The organism is Brevundimonas naejangsanensis, assembly GCF_003627995.1.
Lineage (GTDB): Bacteria > Pseudomonadota > Alphaproteobacteria > Caulobacterales > Caulobacteraceae > Brevundimonas > Brevundimonas naejangsanensis_B.
This window is the reverse complement of record NZ_CP032707.1, coordinates 324,265-343,608: the sequence shown is the minus strand read 5'-3', so window position 1 is coordinate 343,608 and position 19,344 is coordinate 324,265. Positions and strand designations below refer to the sequence as shown.

The window sequence follows — 19,344 nt, the reverse complement described above, 5'->3', positions numbered from 1 at the left end:
CGCAGGCATGACGGATGAGGGGTCTCTCTATGGTTCGCCGAGAAATCCCTGTCCGAGGTCGCAACACCCCTCATCCGAGCGCCTTCGCCGCCCACCTTCTCCCACAAGGGGAGAAGGATCAGGTCAGGGTGATCGCCGAAACCAATCGCCCGAAATCCGGCTCGCCCGCCAGGAAGGCGCGTCTGTTCGAGTAGAAGCGCTCTGCGTCCGCGCGCGTGTCGTCGCCGGTCCAGGCGGCCTCGCCGACGCCGGCCTGCTCCAGCCGCCACAGCACGAAGCCGGGCAGGTCGAACTGGCGCTTGTCGGGCGCCGCGCCGGGAGCGAAGAAGCGTTCGCTGCCGGGGTCGTGGTGGGCGAAGCGCTCCTGGTAGTCGGCGCCGACCTCATAGGAGGCTTGGGCGATGCAGGGGCCGACCACGGCGACCATGCGGTCGGCCCGCGCGCCCAGGGCCGTCATGGCCGCGACCGTCGAGTGGATGACGCCGCCCAGGGCGCCCTTCCAGCCCGCGTGGGCCGCGCCGACCACGCCCGCCTCAGCGTCGGCGAACAGGACAGGCGCGCAGTCGGCGGTCAGGACGGTCAGGATCGGCCCTTTCACCCCCGCGACCACGGCGTCGCCCTCGGGGCGCTCGCCCGCCCAGCCGCGGTCAGCGACGCGGGCGACGGAGGAATGGACCTGATAGCAGCCGCACAGATCGTCGTAGGAGCCGCCCATCCAGGCGGCGACGCGGCGGCGGTTCTCGGCGACCCGGGCCGGATCGTCGCTGGAGCCGACGCCGGCGTTCAGTCCGGCGTAGATGCCCTCGGACACCCCGCCCTCGCGGGTGAAGAAGCCGTGACGCACCCCGGCCTTGTCCAGAAGGGGGTGGGTGATGGGGTTCAAACTCATGCCTCAAATCCCGGCAGGGCCAGCGAGCGGGGCGAGAAGATCGCCGCCGCCTTGAACAGGTCGCCCATCTGGTCCGGCGCGGTCAGGCGGTCCAGCTGGCGCTGGATGACGGGGGCGGCCTCGGGGCGTCCCTGCATCAACCGCTGGGCGCGGGCTTCGATCCCCAGGGCCTTGAGGAAGTCGCCCTGGCCGACGCAGCCGGTCACGTCGGCGCCGCTGCGCACCGCCGCCTCCAGTACCAGGGGAAAGTCGGCCCATTGCGTCAGGTCGGCGTCGCCCGGCGTCTCCAGCGGGTCGACCTTCCGGTGCCGCCGCAGGGCCTGCAGGGTATCGCCCGCCTCGGGCTTGCCGCGGCCGTAGTCGATCAGCAGGGCCGCGCCCGAGGCCGCGCGGATCAGCGTCGCCAGGTCGCGGCCGAAGGCGGCCTGCTGTTCCGAAATCTCGATGATCTGGCCCGGCTCGACCTCGAAGCCCGGCGTCTCGAATCCGTCGGCGATGGCGGTCAGGCCGAAGGTCAGTTCGTTATCGTCGGTCACGCCGATGCGGCGCTCGGCCCAGCCGCCCTCGGTCTTCATGAACTGGCGGGCGGGCAGGCAGTCCAGCACTTCGTTGGCGATCAGGATGACCGGGGCGTCGGTCTCGACCTGGTGCAGGGCGCTGAGCCAGCGCGGGTGGACGTCGGCCTCGGCCAGCCGCCGCGCCTGTTCGGCGCGCAGGGGAGCGCTGGGTTCGATTAGGATCAGGTCGACCGCCTGCAGGAAGGCCGGGACCAGCCGCGCGGCGCGCAGCACGTCGGACATCAGGGTGCCGTCGCCCGGCCCGACCTCGACCAGCCGCACCCGCTGGGGCGCGCCGAGGCGGCTCCAGGTCTCGATGGCCCACAGGCCGATCAGTTCGCCGAACATCTGGCTGATCAGCGGGGCGGTGATGAAATCGCCGCCTTCGCCCAAGGCCGGGCGCGTGGCGTAATAGCCGCCCTTGGGGTCGTGCAGGCAGCGGGTGACGTAGTCCGCCACCGTCATCGGCCCGGTCAGCACGATCTCGCGGACCAGCCGGTCCTTGAGCGTCTGCGTCACTGGGGGCTCTGATGGAGGGCTCATGTCCTGCTGCTCTCTTTTTCCGTCATCCCCGGGCTTGTCCCGGGGATCCAGAAACTCAAGGCCTGGCATAGGCGCGTCGCGTCCTGAATCCGACCGTCGTGTTTCTGGATTCTCGGCACAAGGCCGAGAATGACGAAGAAAATCAATCCGCCGACGCGGCCGCTTCCGGCTTCTTCAGCGCCCGCCAGATCAGCCAGGCGCCCGCCAGCATCATCGGGATCGACAGGATCATGCCCATGGTCAGGCCCAGCGGCAGGTTCTCCATGCCGATGTCGGGCTGGCGCACGTTCTCCAGGGCGGCGCGGCTGACGCCGTAGCCCAGCAGGAACAGGCCGGTGACGAAGCCGGGGCGTTTGAACATCTTCCACTTCCACACCGCCAGCGACAGGACGATGAACAGCAGCAGGCCCTCCAGGCCTGCCTCATACAGCTGGCTGGGATGGCGCGGCTCGTTGCCGGCGGGGCAGAAGCCGTACATCTGCTGAATGCGCTCGTTGCAGAAGCGGATGGCCCAGGGAACCGTCGTCTCGCGGCCCCACAGCTCACCGTTGATGAAGTTGGCGATGCGGCCGAAGAACAGGCCCAGCGGGGCGACGGGGGCGATCAGGTCGCCCAGGCTCAGCGGATTGATCTTCTGGCGGTTGGCGTAGAGGGCCAGGGCGATGACCACGCCCAGGAAGCCGCCGTGGAAGCTCATGCCGCCGGTCCACAGCTGCAGCAGCTCCAGCCGCTGGCCCCAACTGTCGCCCGTGAACAGCTGGGTGAACATCGACGGCTTGTAGAAGAGGGCGTAGCCGAAGCGGCCGCCCAGGATGACGCCGAGCGTGATCCACAACACCAGGTCATCCAGCTGCGGTCCCGTGACCGGGGGCTTGCCGGGCGCCCACAGGTGCTCCGTCTTGGCCAGGCGCGAGGCATACCACCAGCCCAGCACGATGCCGGCCACATAGGCCAGGGCGTACCAGCGGATGGGCAGGGGGCCGATGTGGATCAGGATGGGATCGAATTCGGGAAAGGGCACGGGGCCTCCGTCTGCGCTTTCAGGGTTCGTCCATTCGTCTAGCAAGCGGGACTGCATTCGTCGCGCGCTTTTCCAGCGAAGCAGTCTATAGGCGGCTGGCGGGTAAGGTTTGGTTTACCCAAATCAATGCACCGTTAACCATGATCGGACCTCAGGTCCGTGAGTTCTCAAGAGGCCGCCATGCAGACGCGCAACCCCCTGCTTGATGAGTTCGCCAAGCTGACCACCGGCGCCATGGGCCTGGCCCAGGCGGCGGGTGAAGAGGCCAAGGCCGCCTGGCGCGCCCAGGCCGACCGCTTCGTGGCCGAGATGGACCTGGTGCGCCGCGACGAGTTCGACGTGCTCAAGGACGAGATCGCCGCCCTGCGCGCCGAGATCGCGGCGCTGAAGGCCGCCAAGGGATCGTCCACAGACGCCGCCTCGACCCCGGATTCAGCCGGTTGAGCCGAATCTGCGAACACGCCTACCGTCCTGGAAAGCGCTCCTCTGAGTCGCTGCCGCCGTTGAAGAGTTGAACGCCTGATGGATGCTGTGAGACCCGAAGAGGTCGACCTGCCCTTTGATCCGCTGGATGTGGTCGAACACGTCCTGACGGCGGAAAATCTGCCGTTCGACCGCACGGACGAGGGCGATCTGGCCTTCGCCCTAGCCGGCGACTGGAAGGATTATGAGCTGTGGTTCGCCTGGCGCCCCGAGGGCGACTGCCTGCAGCTGTGCCTGGCGCTCGACCTGCGCGTGGTCAAGACGCGCCGCGCGGCCGCCTATGAACTGGTCTCCATGATCAACCAACGCACCTGGCTGGGTCATTTCGAGATCTGGCCGGACGAGGGCGAGATCGTCTTCCGCCACGCCCTGGCCCTGCCGCATAGCGAGCGGCCGACCTTGGCCCAGGCCGCGTCCATGATCGACGCGGCGGTCGAGGCGGCGGACCGCTACTATCCCGCCTTCGACTTCATGGTGCGCGGCTCCAAGAAGCCCAAGGAGGCGATCGACGCCTGCCTGTTCGAGACCGTGGGCAACGCCTGATGACGCGGCGGCCGATCGTCCTTCAGGGCGTGGGCCGCCTGGGCTCGGCCATTCTGGAAGGCTGGCTGGCGACGGGCGCCGTCGACCCGGCCGACCTGATCATCCTGACGCCGTCCGAAAAGCCCGCCGCCGAGGCGGCGCGGGCCAGGGGCGCGCGGATCAATCCGCCGCTGGAAGCCCTGGCCGAGGCCCGCGCCTTCGTCATCGGCGTGAAGCCCGCCAAATGGCTGGAGGCGGCGCAAGCCGTCCTGCCGCATCTGGCCCCTGACGCCGTGATCGTCTCGGTCATGGCCGGGGTGCGCGGCGAGACGATTTCCCAGGGCTACGCCGGTCGTCCGGTCGTGCGCGTCATGCCGACGACGGGCGTGGCCCAGGCGCGCGGCGTGGCGACGCTGTGGGCCGCCGATGCGGCCGCCCTCGCGGTCGGCCAGGAACTGTTCGAGCCCATCGCCGAGACGGTGCTGCTGGACGACGAGGCCCTGATGCACGCGGCGACCGCCGTGTCCGGCTGCGGTCCGGCCTATTATTTCGCCTTCACCCGCGCCCTGGCCCAGGCCGGGGAGGCGGAAGGCCTGTCGCCCGAGGCCGCCGCCCGTCTGGCCCGCGCCACCCTGCGCTCGGCTGCCGCCGGGGTGGAGGGGACGGAAGGCCTCGATGCCCTGATCGACCGCGTGGCCTCGCCCGGCGGCGTGACCCAGGCCGGCCTGGTCGCCCTGAACGAAAACGGCGCCCTCGACCGCGCGGTCCAGGACGCCGTGACGGCGGCGGTCGCCAAGTCGACGGAACTCAGCGCCTAGGCCAACCCTCTCCCGGCGGGAGAGGGGCATGTGCGGGCCTCCCCGGAGGAAAGAAGTCTCACCGCTGGACGTAACGCCCTTCGGCCAGGTTGCGGGCCAGGCGGTCATAGGCGCGCTGGGCGTCGGTCCAGGTGGTCGAGCCGCGGGCGTCGGCCAGGGTCGGGGTGTAGTAGTCGAACTTGACCGGCTCGACCGCGCCCGAGGCCATGGTCACCGTCCCTTCCACGGCGGCGCCGCCGATCGACAGGCTGCGCATCATGTCCAGGCCGGGCTTGTCCGACATCTGCTGGATGGTGGGCCGGTTGGGCTTCAGGTCAGTGATGACCAGTTCGATGCGGGCGCCGTCCAGGGCGTGGCGCTGGGTCAGCACGCGCTCGACCGTGCGGGTCAGGTCGCTGACCTGCTGCTGCACGTCGCGCTCGCCCAGTTCCTGGGCGGTCTTGGCGAAGTCGGGGCTGACCGTGACGACCACGGCGGAAGGTTGGGCCGCAGCGGCGCCGGAGACGGCGAGGGCGGCGGCCAGCGGCGCGAGGAAGGCGATACGACGCATGGTGTCGGACTCCTGATTCCAGGCCCCCCTGGAACAGGTGCAACATGGCGATGATTTCGCTGTTGCGCCAGAGCCTTCGCGCGAAGATCTAAGGGGCGCGACGATCCGCCGGCAGACGGATGGACGCCTTCAGCCCGCCCAGGTCGCTGCGGCCCAGGGTGATGTCGCCCCCGTGGCCGCGCGCCACGTCGCGCGCCACGGCCAGGCCCAGGCCCACCCCCTTGCGGTTCTGGTTGCGCGAGGCGTCCAGCCGCGAGAAGGGGCGGAAGGCCTCTTCGTGCATGTCTTCGGGAATGCCCGGGCCGTCGTCCTCGACCGTGATCTCCAGCCCGCCCGAGGGCAAGGGACGGGCCGTCAGCCGCACGTGTTCGCCGTGCGAGGCGGCGTTGCCGACCAGGTTGTTGATCGCCCGGCGGAAGGCCAGGGGGCGGGCCAGCATGTCCAGGTCGTCGGGCGCCTCGACCTCGGCCTCGGCCCCGGAGCGGCGGGCGTCCTCGGCGGCGCGGCGCAGCATTTCGGGCACGGAGACGGTCTGCATCGCCTCTCCGGCCTCGCCGCGGGCGAAGGCCAGGTATTCGTCGATCATGTGCTCCATCTCGTCCAGGTCGCCCTTCATCGCCTCGGCGCGCTTGAAGGGCGGGGCCAGGGCCAGTTCGAGCCGCAGACGGGTCAGGGGCGTGCGCAGGTCGTGGCTGACCGAGGCCAGCAGGGCCGTGCGCTGGTCGATGTGGCGCTGGATGCGCGAGCGCATGTCCAGGAAGGCGCTGGCGGCGGCCCGCACCTCGCGCGCGCCGTGCGGCTTGAAGCGGGGCACGCTCTCGCCCCGGCCGAAGGCCTCGGCCGCATGGGCCAGGCGCTCGATGGCGCGCACCTGGTTGCGGATGAACAGTACCGCCACCCCCAGCAGCAGCACCGTCGCGATCATCAGCCACAGGACGAAGATGTGAGCCTGGGTCGCCACAGCCCGCTCGCGCGGGGCGATGATGCGCAGCACCCCGCCGGCTTCCTGCACGCGGATGTCGACATAGGCGGGGTAGCGGGTGGTGTCGAACCAGAAGGGCTGGTCCAGGCGCGAGGCCAGGGCCTTCTCCAGCGTCCGGTCCACCAGGCCCAGGGCGCCGCGTCGCTCCTCCTTGGGCAGGGCGGCGCCCGGCTGGAAGGCGATCGATAGCTGCATCGACCGCTCGGCGCGCTCGGAGATCAGCGCCAGGTTCGGGCTCGATGGATCGTCGCGATAGCTTTCCGCCGCCCAGGCCACGTCGCCGGCCAGGCCTTCGGACAGGCGCGCGGTCACCGCCTGCCAGTGGGCGTCGAAGAAGGCCCAGGTCACCGCCGCCTGCATGATCAGCACCGGCAGGACGATGATCAGCAGCGACCGGCCCCACAGGGAGGTCGGCAGCCGACGCTTGATCCACCGCGTCCAGACGTTGAACGGCATCAGCCGCATGGGGGCGTCCTACGAGTCTCGGTCGAGCCTATTCTCACCGTCATTCTCGGGCTTGTCCCGAGAATCCGGAAACACGACCGCGGAAAGGCTCGGCGCGCTCCAGAAACGTCATGGCCGGGCTTGTCCCGGCCACCCATAGACGCCGACCTCAACGACCGCGCACGACGACGAACGGCCGTGTTTATGAATCCCCGGGACAAGCCCGGGGATGACGGAAAAGAGGGTCGCAAGGCTCGGCCTCAGTCCGGCGCCAGCATATAGCCGACGCCGCGAACGGTCTGGAGATAGCGCGGGTTCTTGGGGTCCGCCTCCAGCTTGCGGCGCAGGCGGGTGACCTGCACGTCCACGGCTCGACCGGTGATGTCGGCCGTATCCGGCGACAGGGTCATGCGCTCGACCGGCGAATGGGCGTGGATGGCCAGGGTCTTCAGCAGTTGCGCCTCGGCCTCGGTCAGGCGCTGGGGAGCGCCGTCGCGGGTCAGCTCCAGCCGCTCCATGTCGAAGACGGCGGGACCCATGCGGATCTCCTTGGGCGTCATCAGCTTGCCGCCGGTGCGGCGCAGGATGGCCTCGATCCGCAGCGCCAGCTCGCGCGGGTCGAAGGGCTTGGACATGTAGTCGTCGGCCCCGCGCGACAGGCCCTCGATCCGGTCGTCCGGGTCGCCCTTGGCCGTCAGCAGCAGCACCGGCGTCTTGGACAGGGCCGCCTGGCTGCGGATCCAGGTCGTCAGGTCGAAGCCGCTCTCGCCCGGCATCATCACGTCCAGCACGATCAGGTCGAACTCGATCAACTCGACCAGGCGGCGCGCGGCGCCCGCGTGGGCGGCGCCGGTGACGCGATAGCCCTCGCGGCTGAGGAATTCCTTGAGCAGTTCGCGGATGCGGTCGTCGTCGTCGACGATCAGCAGGTGGCGGCCGCTGCCCGCCGGTGCGACGGGGCCCGAGCGCCCGCCGGCGCGAGGATCGATCATGCTCATAGCGACTCTCCTCGCGATGCGCCGTTGACGCTGGCGTGCGACAGGCGTCTAACCGAGATCGTTGCGCGGGAGACGTTCTTCAATGGCCTTCGTTCCTTTCGACGATCGTGACGGCTGGATCTGGTTTGACGGCGACTTCGTCCCTTGGCGAGAGGCGAAAACGCACGTTCTGACCCATGGCCTCCACTACGGCTCGTCGGTGTTCGAGGGTGAGCGTATGTATGGCGGTGAAATCTTCAAGCTGACAGCCCACAGCGAGCGCCTGAAGCGCTCGGCCGAACTGCTCGACTTCGAGATTCCCTATAGCGTGGCCGAGATCGACGCCGCCTGCAAGGAAACCTGCGCGCGCAACGGCCTGACGGACTGCTACATCCGCCCCGTGGCCTATCTGGGCGCCGAGCAACTCAGCGTCTCGTCGCTGAACAGCAGGGTTCACCTGGCCATCGCCGCCTGGGAATGGCCCAGCTATTTCGACCCTGAGGTCAAGAAGAAGGGCATCGCCCTGGAGTGGGCCAAATGGCGCCGCCCCGACCCGGCCACGGCCCCGTCCACGGCCAAGGCGGCGGGCCTCTACATGATCTGCACCATGTCCAAGACGGCGGCCGAGAAGCGCGGCTTCAACGACGCCCTGATGCTGGACTGGCGCGGCTATGTAGCCGAGGCGACCGGCGCCAACGTCTTCTTCGTCAAGGACGGCGCCCTGCACACCCCGCGCGTCGACCACATCCTGGACGGCATCACCCGCCAGACGGTCATCGAGATGGCCAAGGCGCGCGGGACCGAGGTCGTGGTGCGCGACATCCTGCCGGAAGAACTGGCGGACTTCTCGGAGTGCTTCCTGACCGGCTCGGCGGCCGAGGTGACCCCCGTGGGCGTTGTCGGCGACTATCGCTTCGCGCCGGGCGAGCTGTCGCTGACCCTGATGGACGACTACGGCAAGCTGGTGCGCGGAACGCTCTAGTCTCCCTCTCCCGATGGGAGAGGGCTTGAGCCTCCAAGAGCCGAAGGCGATTGGCCAAGGCGAAAGGGTGAGGGTTCTCGGCTGAAGTCGGCGTCAGCCGTTGCGCGACCCCTTCAATCGCGAACCCTCACCCTTTCGCGCAAGGACGATCGCTTCGCTCTCGTGCGCTCAAGCCCTCTCCCATCGGGAGAGGGAAAAAGTCCCCCTTGCCAGCCGCGCGCGGCTGTCGTTCAAGCACAGCTGAGAAGCCGGCTCCCGTAGCGCCGGTCGCGGAGCCGCCTTTCCATGTTCAGCCTCCTGAACCTCCAGAGCCTGTTCGGCCTGGTCGTCATCGTCGCCGTCTGCTGGGCGATCTCCGAGAACCGCCGCGTCTTCCCCTGGCGGCTGGCGATCGGGGCGGTGCTGGTGCAGGCGGCCCTGGTGCTGGCGACCTTCGCCATTCCCGGCTCGCAGGTGGTGCTGGACGGCATCAACAACGCGGTCCGGGGCCTGGAGCTGGCGACCGAGGAGGGGACCAAGTTCGTCTTCGGCTTCCTGGCGGGCGGCGATCAGCCCTATCCGGTGCAGAACGAGGGCGCCCTGTTCACCTTCGCCTTCAAGGTGCTGCCGCTGATCCTGGTCATCTCGGCCCTGTCGGCCCTGCTGTGGCACTGGCGCATTCTGAAGTGGATCACCCTGGGCTTCGGCTTCCTGTTCCAGCGGACCATGGGTCTGGGCGGGGCCTCGGCCCTGGCGGTCGCCGCCAACGTCTTCCTGGGCATGATCGAGAGCCCCATCGTCATTCGCGCCTATCTGGACAAGCTGACCCGCTCTGAGCTGTTCCTGATGATGGTGGTCGGCCTGGCCACCGTAGCCGGTTCGACCATGGTGGCCTATGCGACCATTCTGGCGCCGGTGCTCAGCAATGCGGCGGGCCACGTCCTGGTGGCCTCCATCGTCTCGGCTCCGGCGGGCGTGCTGCTGGCGCGCGTCATCATCCCGGAAAAGCCGGGCGAGGGCGGGGCGGTCGCCGACTACAACTCGGCGCTGAAGTACGACAGCGCCATCGACGCCATCGTCAAGGGCACGTCGGACGGCCTGATGGTGGTGCTGAACATCTCGGCCGTGCTGATCGTCTTCGTGGCCCTGGTGGCCCTGGCCAACGTCTTTCTCAGCGGCTTCGTCATCGCGGGCGAGCCGCTGACGGTCGAGCGCGTCCTGGGCGTGCTGTTCGCCCCGGTCGCCTGGCTGACGGGGGTGGAGTGGGCCGAGGCGTCCAAGGCCGGCTGGCTGCTGGGGGTCAAGCTGACCCTGACCGAGTTCGTCGCCTTCATCGAACTGGGCAAGATTCCGGCGGGCGAGATGAGCGAGCGCACCCGCATGCTGATGACCTATGCCCTGTGCGGCTTCGCCAACATCGGCTCGGTGGGGATCACCGTCACCGGCCTGTCGGTGCTGATGCCCGAGCGGCGCGAAGAGGTTCTGGGCATGGTGTGGAAGGCGCTGTTCGCGGGCTTCCTGGCCACCCTGATGACGGCCTGCATCGTCGGGGCCTTGCCCGCCTCCGTCTTCGCCTAGTAGCGTTTCCGCAGGAAACCGAAGGTCTCGCATCATGAAGCTCTACGACAGCCGCCGCGCCCCCAACCCGCGCCGTGTGCGCTGGGTCATGGCCGAGAAGGGCGTCCAGGACGTCGAGATCGTCGAGGTCGACCTGCTGGCCGGTCAGCACCGGACGCCCGACTATCGCGCAAAGGTGGGCGTGCCCCACGTCCCGGCGCTGGAGCTGGATGACGGGACCTGCATCTCGGAATCCATCGCCATCTGCCGCTATCTGGAGCACCTCTATCCCGAGCCGAACCTGTTCGGGCGCGACGCGCGCGAACAGGCCGTCATCGAGATGTGGACCCGCCGCTGCGAGTTCTACCTGGCCAACCCCATCATGCTGAACGTGCGCCACACCCATCCGGCGCTGGCGGCGCTGGAGGCGACCCAGCAGCCCCAGGTGGCCGACTACAACCGCGTCTCGGCCGAGCGCTTCATGAAGACGCTGGACCGCCATCTGGCCGAGCATGAGTTCGTCGCCGCCGACCGCTTCACCATCGCCGACATCGTCGGCGTGGTCGGGCTGGATTTCGCCCGCCTGGTCAAATACCGGCCGCCCGAGGAGTTCACCCACCTGGCCCGCTGGCTGGAGGCCTGCCGCGCCCGCCCGGCGGCCTCGGCGGGGATGTGACCCGGCCTTGCGGACGCTGACGCCGCCGGACCGCTGGCTGGCCCTGCTGCTGGCCGCCCTGGCGGGCTATGTCGACAGTCTGGGCTTCCTGCATCTGGGCGGGGTTTTCGTCTCCTTCATGAGCGGCAACACCACCCGCATGGCGGTCAAGCTGGCCGAGGGACGCTGGGCCGCCGCCGCCGGGGTGGCCGCCATCCTCGGGCTGTTCGTCCTGGGGGCCATGATCGGCGCCCTGGTCGCGGGCGGCGAGGGCGCGCGTTCGCGCAGCCGGGTGCTGGCGGTCGAGGCCCTGCTGCTGGCCGGGGCCGCCGTCGCGGCGGGCGCCGGCCTCGCGCCCCTGGCGATCGGCCTGATGGCTCTGGCCATGGGGGCGGAGAACTCCGTCTTCCTGCGCGACGGCGAGGTGGGGGTCAGCCTGACCTATATGACCGGAACCCTGGTCAAGACCGGCCATGCCCTGGCGGCGACCCTGCGCGGCGGCGATCCCTGGGCGTTCCGCCCTTATCTGGCCCTGTGGGCGGGCCTGGCCGGCGGCGCCCTTCTCGGCGCGGCGGCCTATCACGGCGTGGGCCTGATCGCCCTGTGGCCGGCGGCGGGGTTCGCCCTGATCCTGTCGGTCGTGACGCGGATCAGCCGCGCGGCGTGAACTTCCGGATTACGCCCGAGAAGGTCATCAGCAGCCGCTCGCCGGTGACGATCTGGCCGCGCACGAAGATCAGGCTCTTGCCCGCCTTGGTGACCTGGCCGGTCGCCTCCAGCAGTTCGCCGACATAGGCGCCGTCGATGAAGGTGGAGTCCAACTGAACCGTCACGCCCGAGGCGCCCTCCATCTCCTGATAGGCGATCTGGAACATGGCGATGTCGGCGAAGGTCATCAGGCAGCCGCCGTGCATCCGCCCGCCGAAATTCATGTGCTTCTGCTCGGCGCGGAAGGCGCAGCGCATCGAGCCGTCGGGGTCGGGCCGGCGATAGAAGGGGCCGACGGTGGAATCGAAGGTGGCGCCGCTCACCTCATAGGTTTCCCAGCCGGCGAACTCGCCCTCGGTGACAGTGATTCTTCCGACCATGTCGGTTTCGCCTTCTTTCCGGTCTCGCCCTGCAGCATATAGCGCCCATGAGCGATCCAATCGAAGCGGCCATTTTTGAAAAACTGGCCAAGGCCGACCCCAAGAACGTCGGCGGCAAGAGCATTGAACCGGCCGATGTGGCCAAGGAGCTGCAGCCCGAGCAGTGGCAGCGCATGCTGCCCAAGGTGAAGGCGACGGCCCTGGGCCTGATGCGCCAGGGCAAGCTGACCATCACCAAGAAGGGCAAGCCGGTCGACCCGAACGCCTTCAAGGGCGTGATCCGCCTGCGCCTGCCGACCGAGGCCGAGACGGCCGCGGCCCAGGCGGCCCTGCCGCCGGTCGAAGCTTCGGATGACGATTTCGTCTGAATCGGAAACCGGCCTGGACGGCGTCCTGGCCGAGATCCGCGCCTGCCGGGCGTGCCTGGGGCTGCTGCCGCACGCGCCGCGCCCGGTGGTCATGGTCACGCCGCAGACGCGCCTGTTGATCTGCGGCCAGGCGCCGGGGCGGCGGGTGCATGAGAGCGGCCTGCCCTTTACCGACCCGTCCGGCGTGCGCCTGCGCGACTGGCTGGGGGTGGACGAGGCGACCTTCTACGGCGATCCGCGCATTGGCGTCGCCGCCCAGGCCTTCTGCTTTCCCGGCACCGATCCCAAGGGCGGCGACTATCCGCCGCCGCGTCGCTGCGCCGAACTGTGGCGGCCGCGTCTGTTGGCCGAACTGCCCAAGGTGGAACTGACCCTGCTTGTCGGGGGCTACGCTCAGGAGTGGGCCTTGGGCGATCGCGCGAAGGCCGGCATGACCGAGACCGTCCGCGCCTGGCGCGACTATGCGCCCGCGATCCTGCCCCTGCCGCATCCGTCGTGGCGCAACACGGCCTGGCTGAAGAAGAACCCCTGGTTCGAGGCGGAGGTTCTGCCCTACCTTCGAGAGCGGGTGAGGGAGATGCTGGCGTGACTCACGATCTTCCCCTTCTCCCCTTGTGGGAGAAGGTGGGCGCCGGAGGCGCTCGGATGAGGGGTGTCTGTCGGCGCCTCAAGCGGTTGATGAGGCGGGGGCGGCCGGCGGCCCCCTCATCCGTCTTGCTTCGCAAGCCACCTTCTCCCACGAGGGGAGAAGGAAGATGGATCGCGGTCTGTCTCTCTCTCGCCCTGGCAGCCTGCGCCACGCCCCATCTCCAGCCGTCGCTGACGCCGCCCGCCGGGTTCAGCGGCCCTCGCATCGAGGAAGGGACGCTTGGGCGCGGCGCCTTCGTTGTCCAGGATGGGGCGAGCCTGCCCTATCTGCGCTGGACGCCCGAGGACGAGCCGCCCTGGGCCGTCATCGTCGCCCTGCACGGCTTCAATGACCACTACGCCTCCTTCCGCCTGGCCGGGCCGTGGTGGGCGACGCGGGGGATCGAGACCTGGGCCTATGACCAGCGCGGCTTCGGCCTGGCCCCCAACCGGGGCGAGTTCGCCCCCGAAAGCCTGACCAGCCAGGACCTGCGCACCATCGTGTCGCTGGTCCGGGCCGAGCGGCCGGACGCCCTGATCGTGGTGGCGGGCGAAAGCATGGGCGGGGCCTCGGCCATCGCCGCCTTCGGCTCGGAGGCGCCGCCGGACGCCGACCGGGTGGTGCTGCTGGCGCCCGCGGTCTGGGGCTGGTCCAGCCAGACCGCCCTCAATCGCGCGAGCCTGTGGACCGCCGCCCGGCTGATGGGCGCCAAGCAGGTCGAGCCCCCGGCCTTCGCCGTGCGAGACATCCGCGCCTCGGACAATACGCTGGAGCTGATCCGCAACGGCCGCGACCCCCTGTCGATCCTGTCGACGCGGTTCGATTCCCTCTACGGCCTGGTCGACCTGATGGAGATGGCGACGCGGCGCCTGGGCGGGATCGAGACGCCGACCCTGCTGCTCTACGGCGCCCACGACCAGATCATCGCCAAACGCCCCATGCGCCGGGCCCTGGAGCAGGCGGGGCCGCGGTCCAATCTGACGACCGGCTACTATGCCCAGGGCTGGCACATCCTGAACCGCGACCTTCAGGCCGAGGCCGTCTTCGCCGACGTCGAGGCCTGGCTGCGCGACCCCGCCGCCCCCCTGCCGTCCGGCGCGCCGCCGGTCCTGCCGGCGCTGCAGGCCGATCCCAAGGCGCGCTGAACCGCCCTCTGCGACGGGCCGATGGTCGTGCTTGCCGTTTGGCCGGCGGGCGCGTATGTCCATCCGCACAAAAAAGTACCCCAGGAAAGGCCTGTCATGGGCAAGACGCTGTTTGAATCCCCTTCTTTCGCGAACCATGAAGGCGTCCACGCCTTTTACGACGAGAAAACCGGCCTGAAGGCGATCGTCGCGGTTCACTCGACCGCGCGCGGCCCGGCCGTCGGCGGCACCCGCATGTGGAACTACGCCTCCTCGGCCGAGGCCCTGGAAGACGTGCTGCGCCTGTCGAAGGGCATGAGCTACAAGAACGCCGTCGCGGACCTGGAGATGGGCGGCGGCAAGTCGGTCATCATCGGCGACAGCCGCACCCAGAAGACGCCGGAGCTGTTCCACGCCTTCGGCCGCTATCTGAACGGCCTGGGCGGCCACTACTACGCCGCCGAAGACGTCGGCACCTCGGTCGAGGACATCGCCGAAGCGCGCAAGGTCACCGAATACGTCCTGGGCCTGAAGGACGGCCCGGAAGCCTCGGGCGACCCCAGCCCCGTCACCGCCGAGGGCGTGTTCCGCTCGAACCTGGTCGTCGCCCGCCGCCTGTTCAAGCAGGACGACATGACCGGCCTGACCGTCGCCATCCAGGGCGTGGGCCACGTCGGCGCCTATCTGGCCGAGAAGCTGCACAAGGCCGGCGCCAAGCTGATCATCACCGACGTCAACCAGGCCAACCTGGAAGCCGTCGCCGCCAAGACCGGCGCCGAGATCGTCGCCCCGGACGCCATCTATGACGTCGCCGCCGACATCTACGCCCCGTGCGCCCTGGGCGCGACGCTGAACCCGCAGACGCTGGACCGCCTCAAGGTCAAGGCCGTCTGCGGCGCCGCCAACAACCAGCTGGCCACCGCCGACATCGGCGACGAGCTGTTTAAGCGCGGCATCCTGTATTCGCCCGACTACGTCATCAACGGCGGGGGCATCATCAACGTCGCCTCGGAGATGAACGCCCGTCAGACCGGCGGCGCCTATGACCCGTCGTGGGTCGAAGGCAAGCTGTCGCGCCTGATGGAGACCTTCGAGGAGATCCTCGAGCGTTCGGTCGTCGAGAACAAGCCGACCCACCTGATCGCCGACGCCATCGCCGAGGCCCGCATCAAGGCCGCGGCCGACAAGAAGGCTGCGGCGCTGAAGCTGTAATCGCGCCTCGCGAATGAAACGGATGAAGGGCTGCGGGACGTCAAAGTCTCGCAGCCCTTTTTTCTTCCCTCTCCCGGCGGGAGAGGGATGGGGTGCGATTACCGTCGCGAGCCCTCCCCACCCGGTCGCTACGCGACCACCCTCCCCATGAAGGGGAGGGAGAAGGGGACGCGCTTGGGATTCCCCCGGTCTTTAACGCCTCTTAACGCTGCGTTTACCATCCAGGCGGCAGTTTCTGCCTAGCGGGTCCGGTTCGTCCGCTGGTTCAGGGGCGGTGGCGCGTGGGCGGCTTTACGGCGGCGTTGCAGAAGTTCGGTATCGGCCGCCTGGCCGCGGTGCTCGGCGTCGCGGCGGGCGTGGCGGCCGTTCTGGTGGCCGTCATGCTGCGCGTGGGCCAGGCCCCGGACGCCTTGCTCTATTCCAACCTGGACCTGCGCGAAGCCTCCGAGATCGGCTCGGCGCTGGGCCAGGCGGGCATCAAATACTCCTCCAAGGGCGACGGCTCGACCATCTTCGTCAGCCGCGACGAGGTGGGCACGGCGCGTCTGATGCTGGCGGGCAAGGGGCTCGTGACCTCGGGCAGCGTCGGCTACGAGATCTTCGACAACCAGTCGGTGCTGGGCCAGACCGAGTTCCAGCAGAACCTGAACGAGCAGCGCGCCCTGCAGGGCGAACTGGCGCGCACCATCATGTCGATGCGCGGCATCAGCTCGGCCCGCGTCCACATCACCATGCCCCGCCGCGAGATGTTCCAGGCCGCCGCCATCGACCCCACTGCCGCCGTGGTGGTGGGTCTGTCGGGCCGCGACCTGACGGCCGATCAGGTGCGCGCCATCCGCAACGTCGTGGCCTCCTCCGTCCCGAACCTGAAGCCGGACAAGGTCACGGTGACGGACCAGGCCAACCGCACCCTGGCCGCGGGCTCCGAGGATTCCGGCTTCACCTCGGCCACCGCCGAGGCCGCCAAGGCCTCGACCGAGGCCCAGATGCAGGCGCGCATCAAGGACATCGTCGAGGGCGTCGTCGGCGCCGGCGCGGCGCGCGTCCAGGTGACGGCCGACATCGATCACAGCCGCTCCACCACCCAGGAGCAGAAGTTCGATCCCGACGGCCAGGTCGTCCGTTCGACCTCGACCAACGGCAGCCAGTCGCAGGACACGACGGGGCAGGCCGACGGCGGCGTCACCGCCACCAACAACATCCCCGGCGGCGCCGACCCGAACGTGACGCCGCTCGGCTCGACCCGCGCCGAGAACACCGAGACGACCAACTACGAGATCTCCAACACCACCACGACCACGGTGAAGGAGCCGGGTGAGGTCAAGAAGCTGTCCGTCTCGGTCGCGGTCGACGGCAAATACACCCCCGCCGCCGACGGCAAGGGCGAGCCGACCTACGCCGCCCGCACCGAAGAGGAAGTGCAGCAGATCAAGGCCCTGGTCGCGGCCGCCGTCGGCATCGACGAGACGCGCGGCGACAAGCTGGAGGTCGTCAACGTCCGCTTCAACCGCGAGCCCTCGGCCGCGCCGGGCGCCGAGGAAGGCTCCTCGATGTTCGCCTTCGACAAGAACGACATCATGCGCGGGGTCGAACTGGCGGTGCTGCTGGTCACCGGCCTGCTGCTGATCTTCTTCGTGGTGCGGCCGCTGCTGAAGACGGCTTCGGGTCAGGGCGGCGTTCCGGCCCTGGCGGGCGGCATCCCCGTGACCGCCCTGGACACCCAGCTGGTCGGCGGAACCTCGCCGGGCGGGACGCCCATGCTGTCCGGGCCCAGCGACATGGAGCAGCGCATCGACATCGCCCGCATCGAGGGCCAGGTGAAGGCCTCCTCGATCAAGAAGGTCGCCGATTTCGTCGACACCCACCCCGAGGAATCCACGGCGATCCTGCGCGCCTGGATGCATGAAACCTGATGGCGCGGCTGGTGTCCAAGGGGGCGGCGGTCGACGACGCCAAGAAGCTGACGGGGCCTGAAAAGGCGGCCGTGGTCCTGCTGTCGCTCGGCGAGGATCACACCGCCCTGTGGCAGCAGCTCGACGACGAGGAGATCAAGGAAGTCTCCCAGGCCATGGCCGGGCTGGGCAATGTCACCGCCGCCGTGGTCGAGGAGGTGCTGGTCGAATTCGTCTCCGGCATCGGCGGCTCCGGCTCGCTGATGGGCTCCTACGAGCAGACACAGCGCCTGCTGGCGTCCTTCATGCCCACCGATCGGGTCGAGGCCCTGATGGAGGAGATCCGCGGTCCGGCGGGCCGCACCATGTGGGACAAGCTCGGCAATGTGAATGAGGCCGTGCTCGCCAACTATCTGAAGAACGAATACCCGCAGACGGTCGCGGTGGTCCTGTCGAAGATCAAGCCGGACCACGCCTCGCGCGTGCTGACGGCCCTGCCCGAGGACTTCGCCCTGGAGTGCGTCCAGCGCATGCTGCGCATGGAGCCGGTGCAGCGCGACATCCTGGACAAGATCGAGCAGACCCTCCGGACCGAGTTCATGTCCAACCTGGCGCGCACGTCCAAGCGCGACAGTCATGAGCTGATGGCCGACATCTTCAACAGCTTCGACCGTCAGACCGAGGCCCGTTTCATCGGCGCCCTGGAGGAACGCAACCGCGACTCGGCCGAGCGCATCCGCGCCCTGATGTTCGTGTTCGAGGATCTGTCGCGCCTCGACCCCGGCGGCGTCCAGACCCTGCTGCGTGCGGTCGAGAAGGACCAACTGGCCCTGGCGCTGAAGGGCTCCTCGGACGCCCTGCGCGAAATGTTCTTCTCCAACATGTCCGAGCGCGCCTCCAAGATCATGCGCGAGGATATGGATTCCATGGGGCCTGTCCGCCTCAAGGACGTCGACAGCGCCCAGATGGCCATGGTCCAGGTGGCCAAGGACCTGGCGGCGCGCGGCGAAATCATGCTGGCCGGCCAGGGCGGCGACGACGAGTTGATCTACTGACATGACCGCCATTCCCGCCAACGCCAGACCTTTCGTCTTCGACACCGAGTTCGGGGCCGACGGCGCCGTGGTGCGCCCCTCGACCTGGCAGCCGGTCAAGCGGTCCTACGCCCCGGCCGAGGTCGACGCCCTGGTCGCCCAGGCCCGGCTCGAGGCCCGCCAGCAGGCCCTGGCCGAGGTCGAGGCCCTGCGCGCCGACGCCCTGTCCATCCTGGCTCAGACGACGTCTCAGGCCGCGACCCTGCTGCGCAACGTGGCCGAGGCGCACCGGCGCGAATCCGCCGACCTGGCGCTGGCCGCCGCGCGGGTCGTCGCCTCGGCCGCCTTCGACCGCTTCCCCCGTCGCCCGCTCGAGGCCGCCCTCGAAGCCCTGGGTCAGGAGATGGACGCCACGCCGCGTCTGGTCGTCCGCGCCTCGGGTCTGGACGACGAGGGCCGCGCCCAGGTCGAGGCCCTGTGCGCCCAGGCGGGCTTCTCAGGGCTCGTGGTGTTCCGCGACGAGCCGCACCTGCCCGCCGCCGCCTTCGCCCTGGAATGGGCCGACGGCCGCGCCGAATTCGACCCGGCCGAGGCGGAAGGCCGCGTCGCCGCCGCCCTCAACGCCGCCCTGGCCGCAGAGGCCGGGCACGCCGACCCCCCCGTTGACGCCGCCCATGACAGGAGGGGCTTCTGATGGCCACCGACGATCTTTCGCTTGAGGAATTCGGCGAGTCCACCGCCCTCAACCTGGCCGATGACGGCGGCGAGAAGTCCGCTGTCGACCTGGCGCCGGTCTTCGACGTGCCGGTCAACATCTCCGCCGTGTTGGGCAAGGCGCACATGTCGGTCGCCCAGCTGCTGAAGCTCAACAAGGGCTCGGTGCTGGAGCTGGACCGCAAGGTCGGCGAGGCCATCGACATCTTCGTCAACAACCGCCTGGTGGCGCGCGGCGAGGTCGTCGTCGTCGAGGACCGCCTGGGCGTGACCATGACGGAAATCATCAAGACCGAGGACAAGGGCGCCTGACGGGCGACCGCTT

The 19,344-nt window shown here is 69.2% G+C and carries 22 protein-coding genes; 15 read left to right on the top strand and 7 right to left on the bottom strand.

Annotated elements, in window-relative coordinates:
- Window positions 1-118 precede the first annotated feature (118 nt).
- The 3 genes from pgeF to lgt all read right to left on the bottom strand — a co-directional run bounded on the left by pgeF (window position 119) and on the right by lgt (window position 3,010).
- Entirely contained in the window at window positions 119-889 is a 771-nt protein-coding gene (gene pgeF / locus D8I30_RS01605; RefSeq protein ID WP_121481179.1) for a peptidoglycan editing factor PgeF, read from the bottom strand.
- On the bottom strand, window positions 886-1,965 hold the full coding sequence (locus D8I30_RS01600; protein WP_121481178.1) for a class I SAM-dependent methyltransferase: 1,080 nt from the start codon (window positions 1,963-1,965) through the stop codon (window positions 886-888). Before D8I30_RS01600 ends, pgeF begins: the two co-directional genes overlap by 4 nt.
- A 166-nt stretch (window positions 1,966-2,131) precedes the next feature.
- Window positions 2,132-3,010, bottom strand: coding sequence for a prolipoprotein diacylglyceryl transferase (lgt, locus tag D8I30_RS01595; protein ID WP_121481177.1), 879 nt, complete (start codon window positions 3,008-3,010; stop codon window positions 2,132-2,134).
- 180 nt (window positions 3,011-3,190) lie between these two features.
- On the opposite strand from lgt, the gene D8I30_RS01590 reads away from it, so the two are divergent.
- From D8I30_RS01590 to D8I30_RS01580, 3 genes are all read left to right on the top strand, one after another.
- Window positions 3,191-3,454, top strand: a complete 264-nt coding sequence (locus D8I30_RS01590) for an accessory factor UbiK family protein (protein WP_121481176.1) — start codon at window positions 3,191-3,193, stop codon at window positions 3,452-3,454.
- 78 nt (window positions 3,455-3,532) lie between these two features.
- Window positions 3,533-4,036: a YbjN domain-containing protein gene (locus D8I30_RS01585; protein ID WP_121481175.1), complete on the top strand. Its 504-nt coding sequence runs from the start codon at window positions 3,533-3,535 to the stop codon at window positions 4,034-4,036.
- The gene (locus tag D8I30_RS01580; protein ID WP_121481174.1) at window positions 4,036-4,833 is read left to right on the top strand and encodes a pyrroline-5-carboxylate reductase family protein; all 798 of its coding nucleotides are present in this window, start codon (window positions 4,036-4,038) and stop codon (window positions 4,831-4,833) included. The genes D8I30_RS01585 and D8I30_RS01580 overlap by 1 nt, the downstream gene beginning before the upstream one ends.
- 58 nt (window positions 4,834-4,891) lie before the next feature.
- Here D8I30_RS01580 and D8I30_RS01575 read toward each other — a convergent pair whose 3' ends face one another.
- The 3 genes from D8I30_RS01575 to D8I30_RS01565 form a co-directional block, all read right to left on the bottom strand.
- Complete coding sequence (locus D8I30_RS01575) at window positions 4,892-5,383, bottom strand: hypothetical protein (protein WP_121481173.1); 492 nt, start codon at window positions 5,381-5,383, stop codon at window positions 4,892-4,894.
- Between the two features lie 88 nt (window positions 5,384-5,471).
- On the bottom strand, window positions 5,472-6,830 hold the full coding sequence (locus D8I30_RS01570; protein ID WP_121481172.1) for an ATP-binding protein: 1,359 nt from the start codon (window positions 6,828-6,830) through the stop codon (window positions 5,472-5,474).
- 239 nt (window positions 6,831-7,069) lie between these two features.
- Window positions 7,070-7,801 (bottom strand): response regulator, encoded by a 732-nt coding sequence (locus D8I30_RS01565; RefSeq protein WP_205570736.1) that lies wholly within the window; start codon window positions 7,799-7,801, stop codon window positions 7,070-7,072.
- 88 nt (window positions 7,802-7,889) lie between these two features.
- Between D8I30_RS01565 and D8I30_RS01560 the strand changes: the two genes are divergently transcribed.
- The 4 genes from D8I30_RS01560 to D8I30_RS01545 all read left to right on the top strand — a co-directional run bounded on the left by D8I30_RS01560 (window position 7,890) and on the right by D8I30_RS01545 (window position 11,626).
- Window positions 7,890-8,768: a branched-chain amino acid aminotransferase gene (locus tag D8I30_RS01560; RefSeq protein ID WP_121481170.1), complete on the top strand. Its 879-nt coding sequence runs from the start codon at window positions 7,890-7,892 to the stop codon at window positions 8,766-8,768.
- A 285-nt stretch (window positions 8,769-9,053) separates the two neighbouring features.
- Window positions 9,054-10,325, top strand: coding sequence for a NupC/NupG family nucleoside CNT transporter (locus tag D8I30_RS01555; RefSeq protein WP_121481169.1), 1,272 nt, complete (start codon window positions 9,054-9,056; stop codon window positions 10,323-10,325).
- A 34-nt stretch (window positions 10,326-10,359) separates the two neighbouring features.
- The gene (locus tag D8I30_RS01550; RefSeq protein WP_121481168.1) at window positions 10,360-10,980 is read left to right on the top strand and encodes a glutathione S-transferase family protein; all 621 of its coding nucleotides are present in this window, start codon (window positions 10,360-10,362) and stop codon (window positions 10,978-10,980) included.
- 7 nt (window positions 10,981-10,987) lie between these two features.
- The gene (locus tag D8I30_RS01545) at window positions 10,988-11,626 is read left to right on the top strand and encodes a YoaK family protein (RefSeq protein WP_121481167.1); all 639 of its coding nucleotides are present in this window, start codon (window positions 10,988-10,990) and stop codon (window positions 11,624-11,626) included.
- Here D8I30_RS01545 and D8I30_RS01540 read toward each other — a convergent pair.
- Entirely contained in the window at window positions 11,610-12,047 is a 438-nt protein-coding gene (locus tag D8I30_RS01540) for a PaaI family thioesterase (RefSeq protein WP_121481166.1), read from the bottom strand. The genes D8I30_RS01545 and D8I30_RS01540 overlap by 17 nt on opposite strands.
- 47 nt (window positions 12,048-12,094) lie before the next feature.
- Between D8I30_RS01540 and D8I30_RS01535 the strand changes: the two genes are divergently transcribed.
- From D8I30_RS01535 to fliN, 8 genes are all read left to right on the top strand, one after another.
- On the top strand, window positions 12,095-12,415 hold the full coding sequence (locus D8I30_RS01535; protein ID WP_121481165.1) for a DUF3253 domain-containing protein: 321 nt from the start codon (window positions 12,095-12,097) through the stop codon (window positions 12,413-12,415).
- A complete protein-coding gene (locus D8I30_RS01530; protein ID WP_121481164.1) occupies window positions 12,399-13,004 on the top strand; it encodes a uracil-DNA glycosylase family protein in 606 nt (201 codons plus the stop codon). The genes D8I30_RS01535 and D8I30_RS01530 overlap by 17 nt, the downstream gene beginning before the upstream one ends.
- Before the next feature lie 125 nt (window positions 13,005-13,129).
- The gene (locus D8I30_RS01525) at window positions 13,130-14,188 is read left to right on the top strand and encodes an alpha/beta fold hydrolase (RefSeq protein ID WP_240387284.1); all 1,059 of its coding nucleotides are present in this window, start codon (window positions 13,130-13,132) and stop codon (window positions 14,186-14,188) included.
- Window positions 14,189-14,284: 96 nt separating this feature from the next.
- Window positions 14,285-15,379, top strand: coding sequence for a Glu/Leu/Phe/Val family dehydrogenase (locus D8I30_RS01520; RefSeq protein WP_121481162.1), 1,095 nt, complete (start codon window positions 14,285-14,287; stop codon window positions 15,377-15,379).
- 281 nt (window positions 15,380-15,660) lie between these two features.
- Window positions 15,661-17,292 (top strand): flagellar basal-body MS-ring/collar protein FliF, encoded by a 1,632-nt coding sequence (gene fliF / locus D8I30_RS01515; RefSeq protein ID WP_121481161.1) that lies wholly within the window; start codon window positions 15,661-15,663, stop codon window positions 17,290-17,292.
- Window positions 17,292-18,326 (top strand): flagellar motor switch protein FliG, encoded by a 1,035-nt coding sequence (gene fliG / locus D8I30_RS01510; RefSeq protein WP_121481160.1) that lies wholly within the window; start codon window positions 17,292-17,294, stop codon window positions 18,324-18,326. Before fliF ends, fliG begins: the two co-directional genes overlap by 1 nt.
- A gap of 1 nt (window position 18,327) precedes the next feature.
- Complete coding sequence (locus D8I30_RS01505; protein WP_121481159.1) at window positions 18,328-18,999, top strand: flagellar assembly protein FlbE; 672 nt, start codon at window positions 18,328-18,330, stop codon at window positions 18,997-18,999.
- A complete protein-coding gene (gene fliN, locus D8I30_RS01500) occupies window positions 18,999-19,331 on the top strand; it encodes a flagellar motor switch protein FliN (RefSeq protein ID WP_004370801.1) in 333 nt (110 codons plus the stop codon). Before D8I30_RS01505 ends, fliN begins: the two co-directional genes overlap by 1 nt.
- Window positions 19,332-19,344 lie beyond the last annotated feature (13 nt).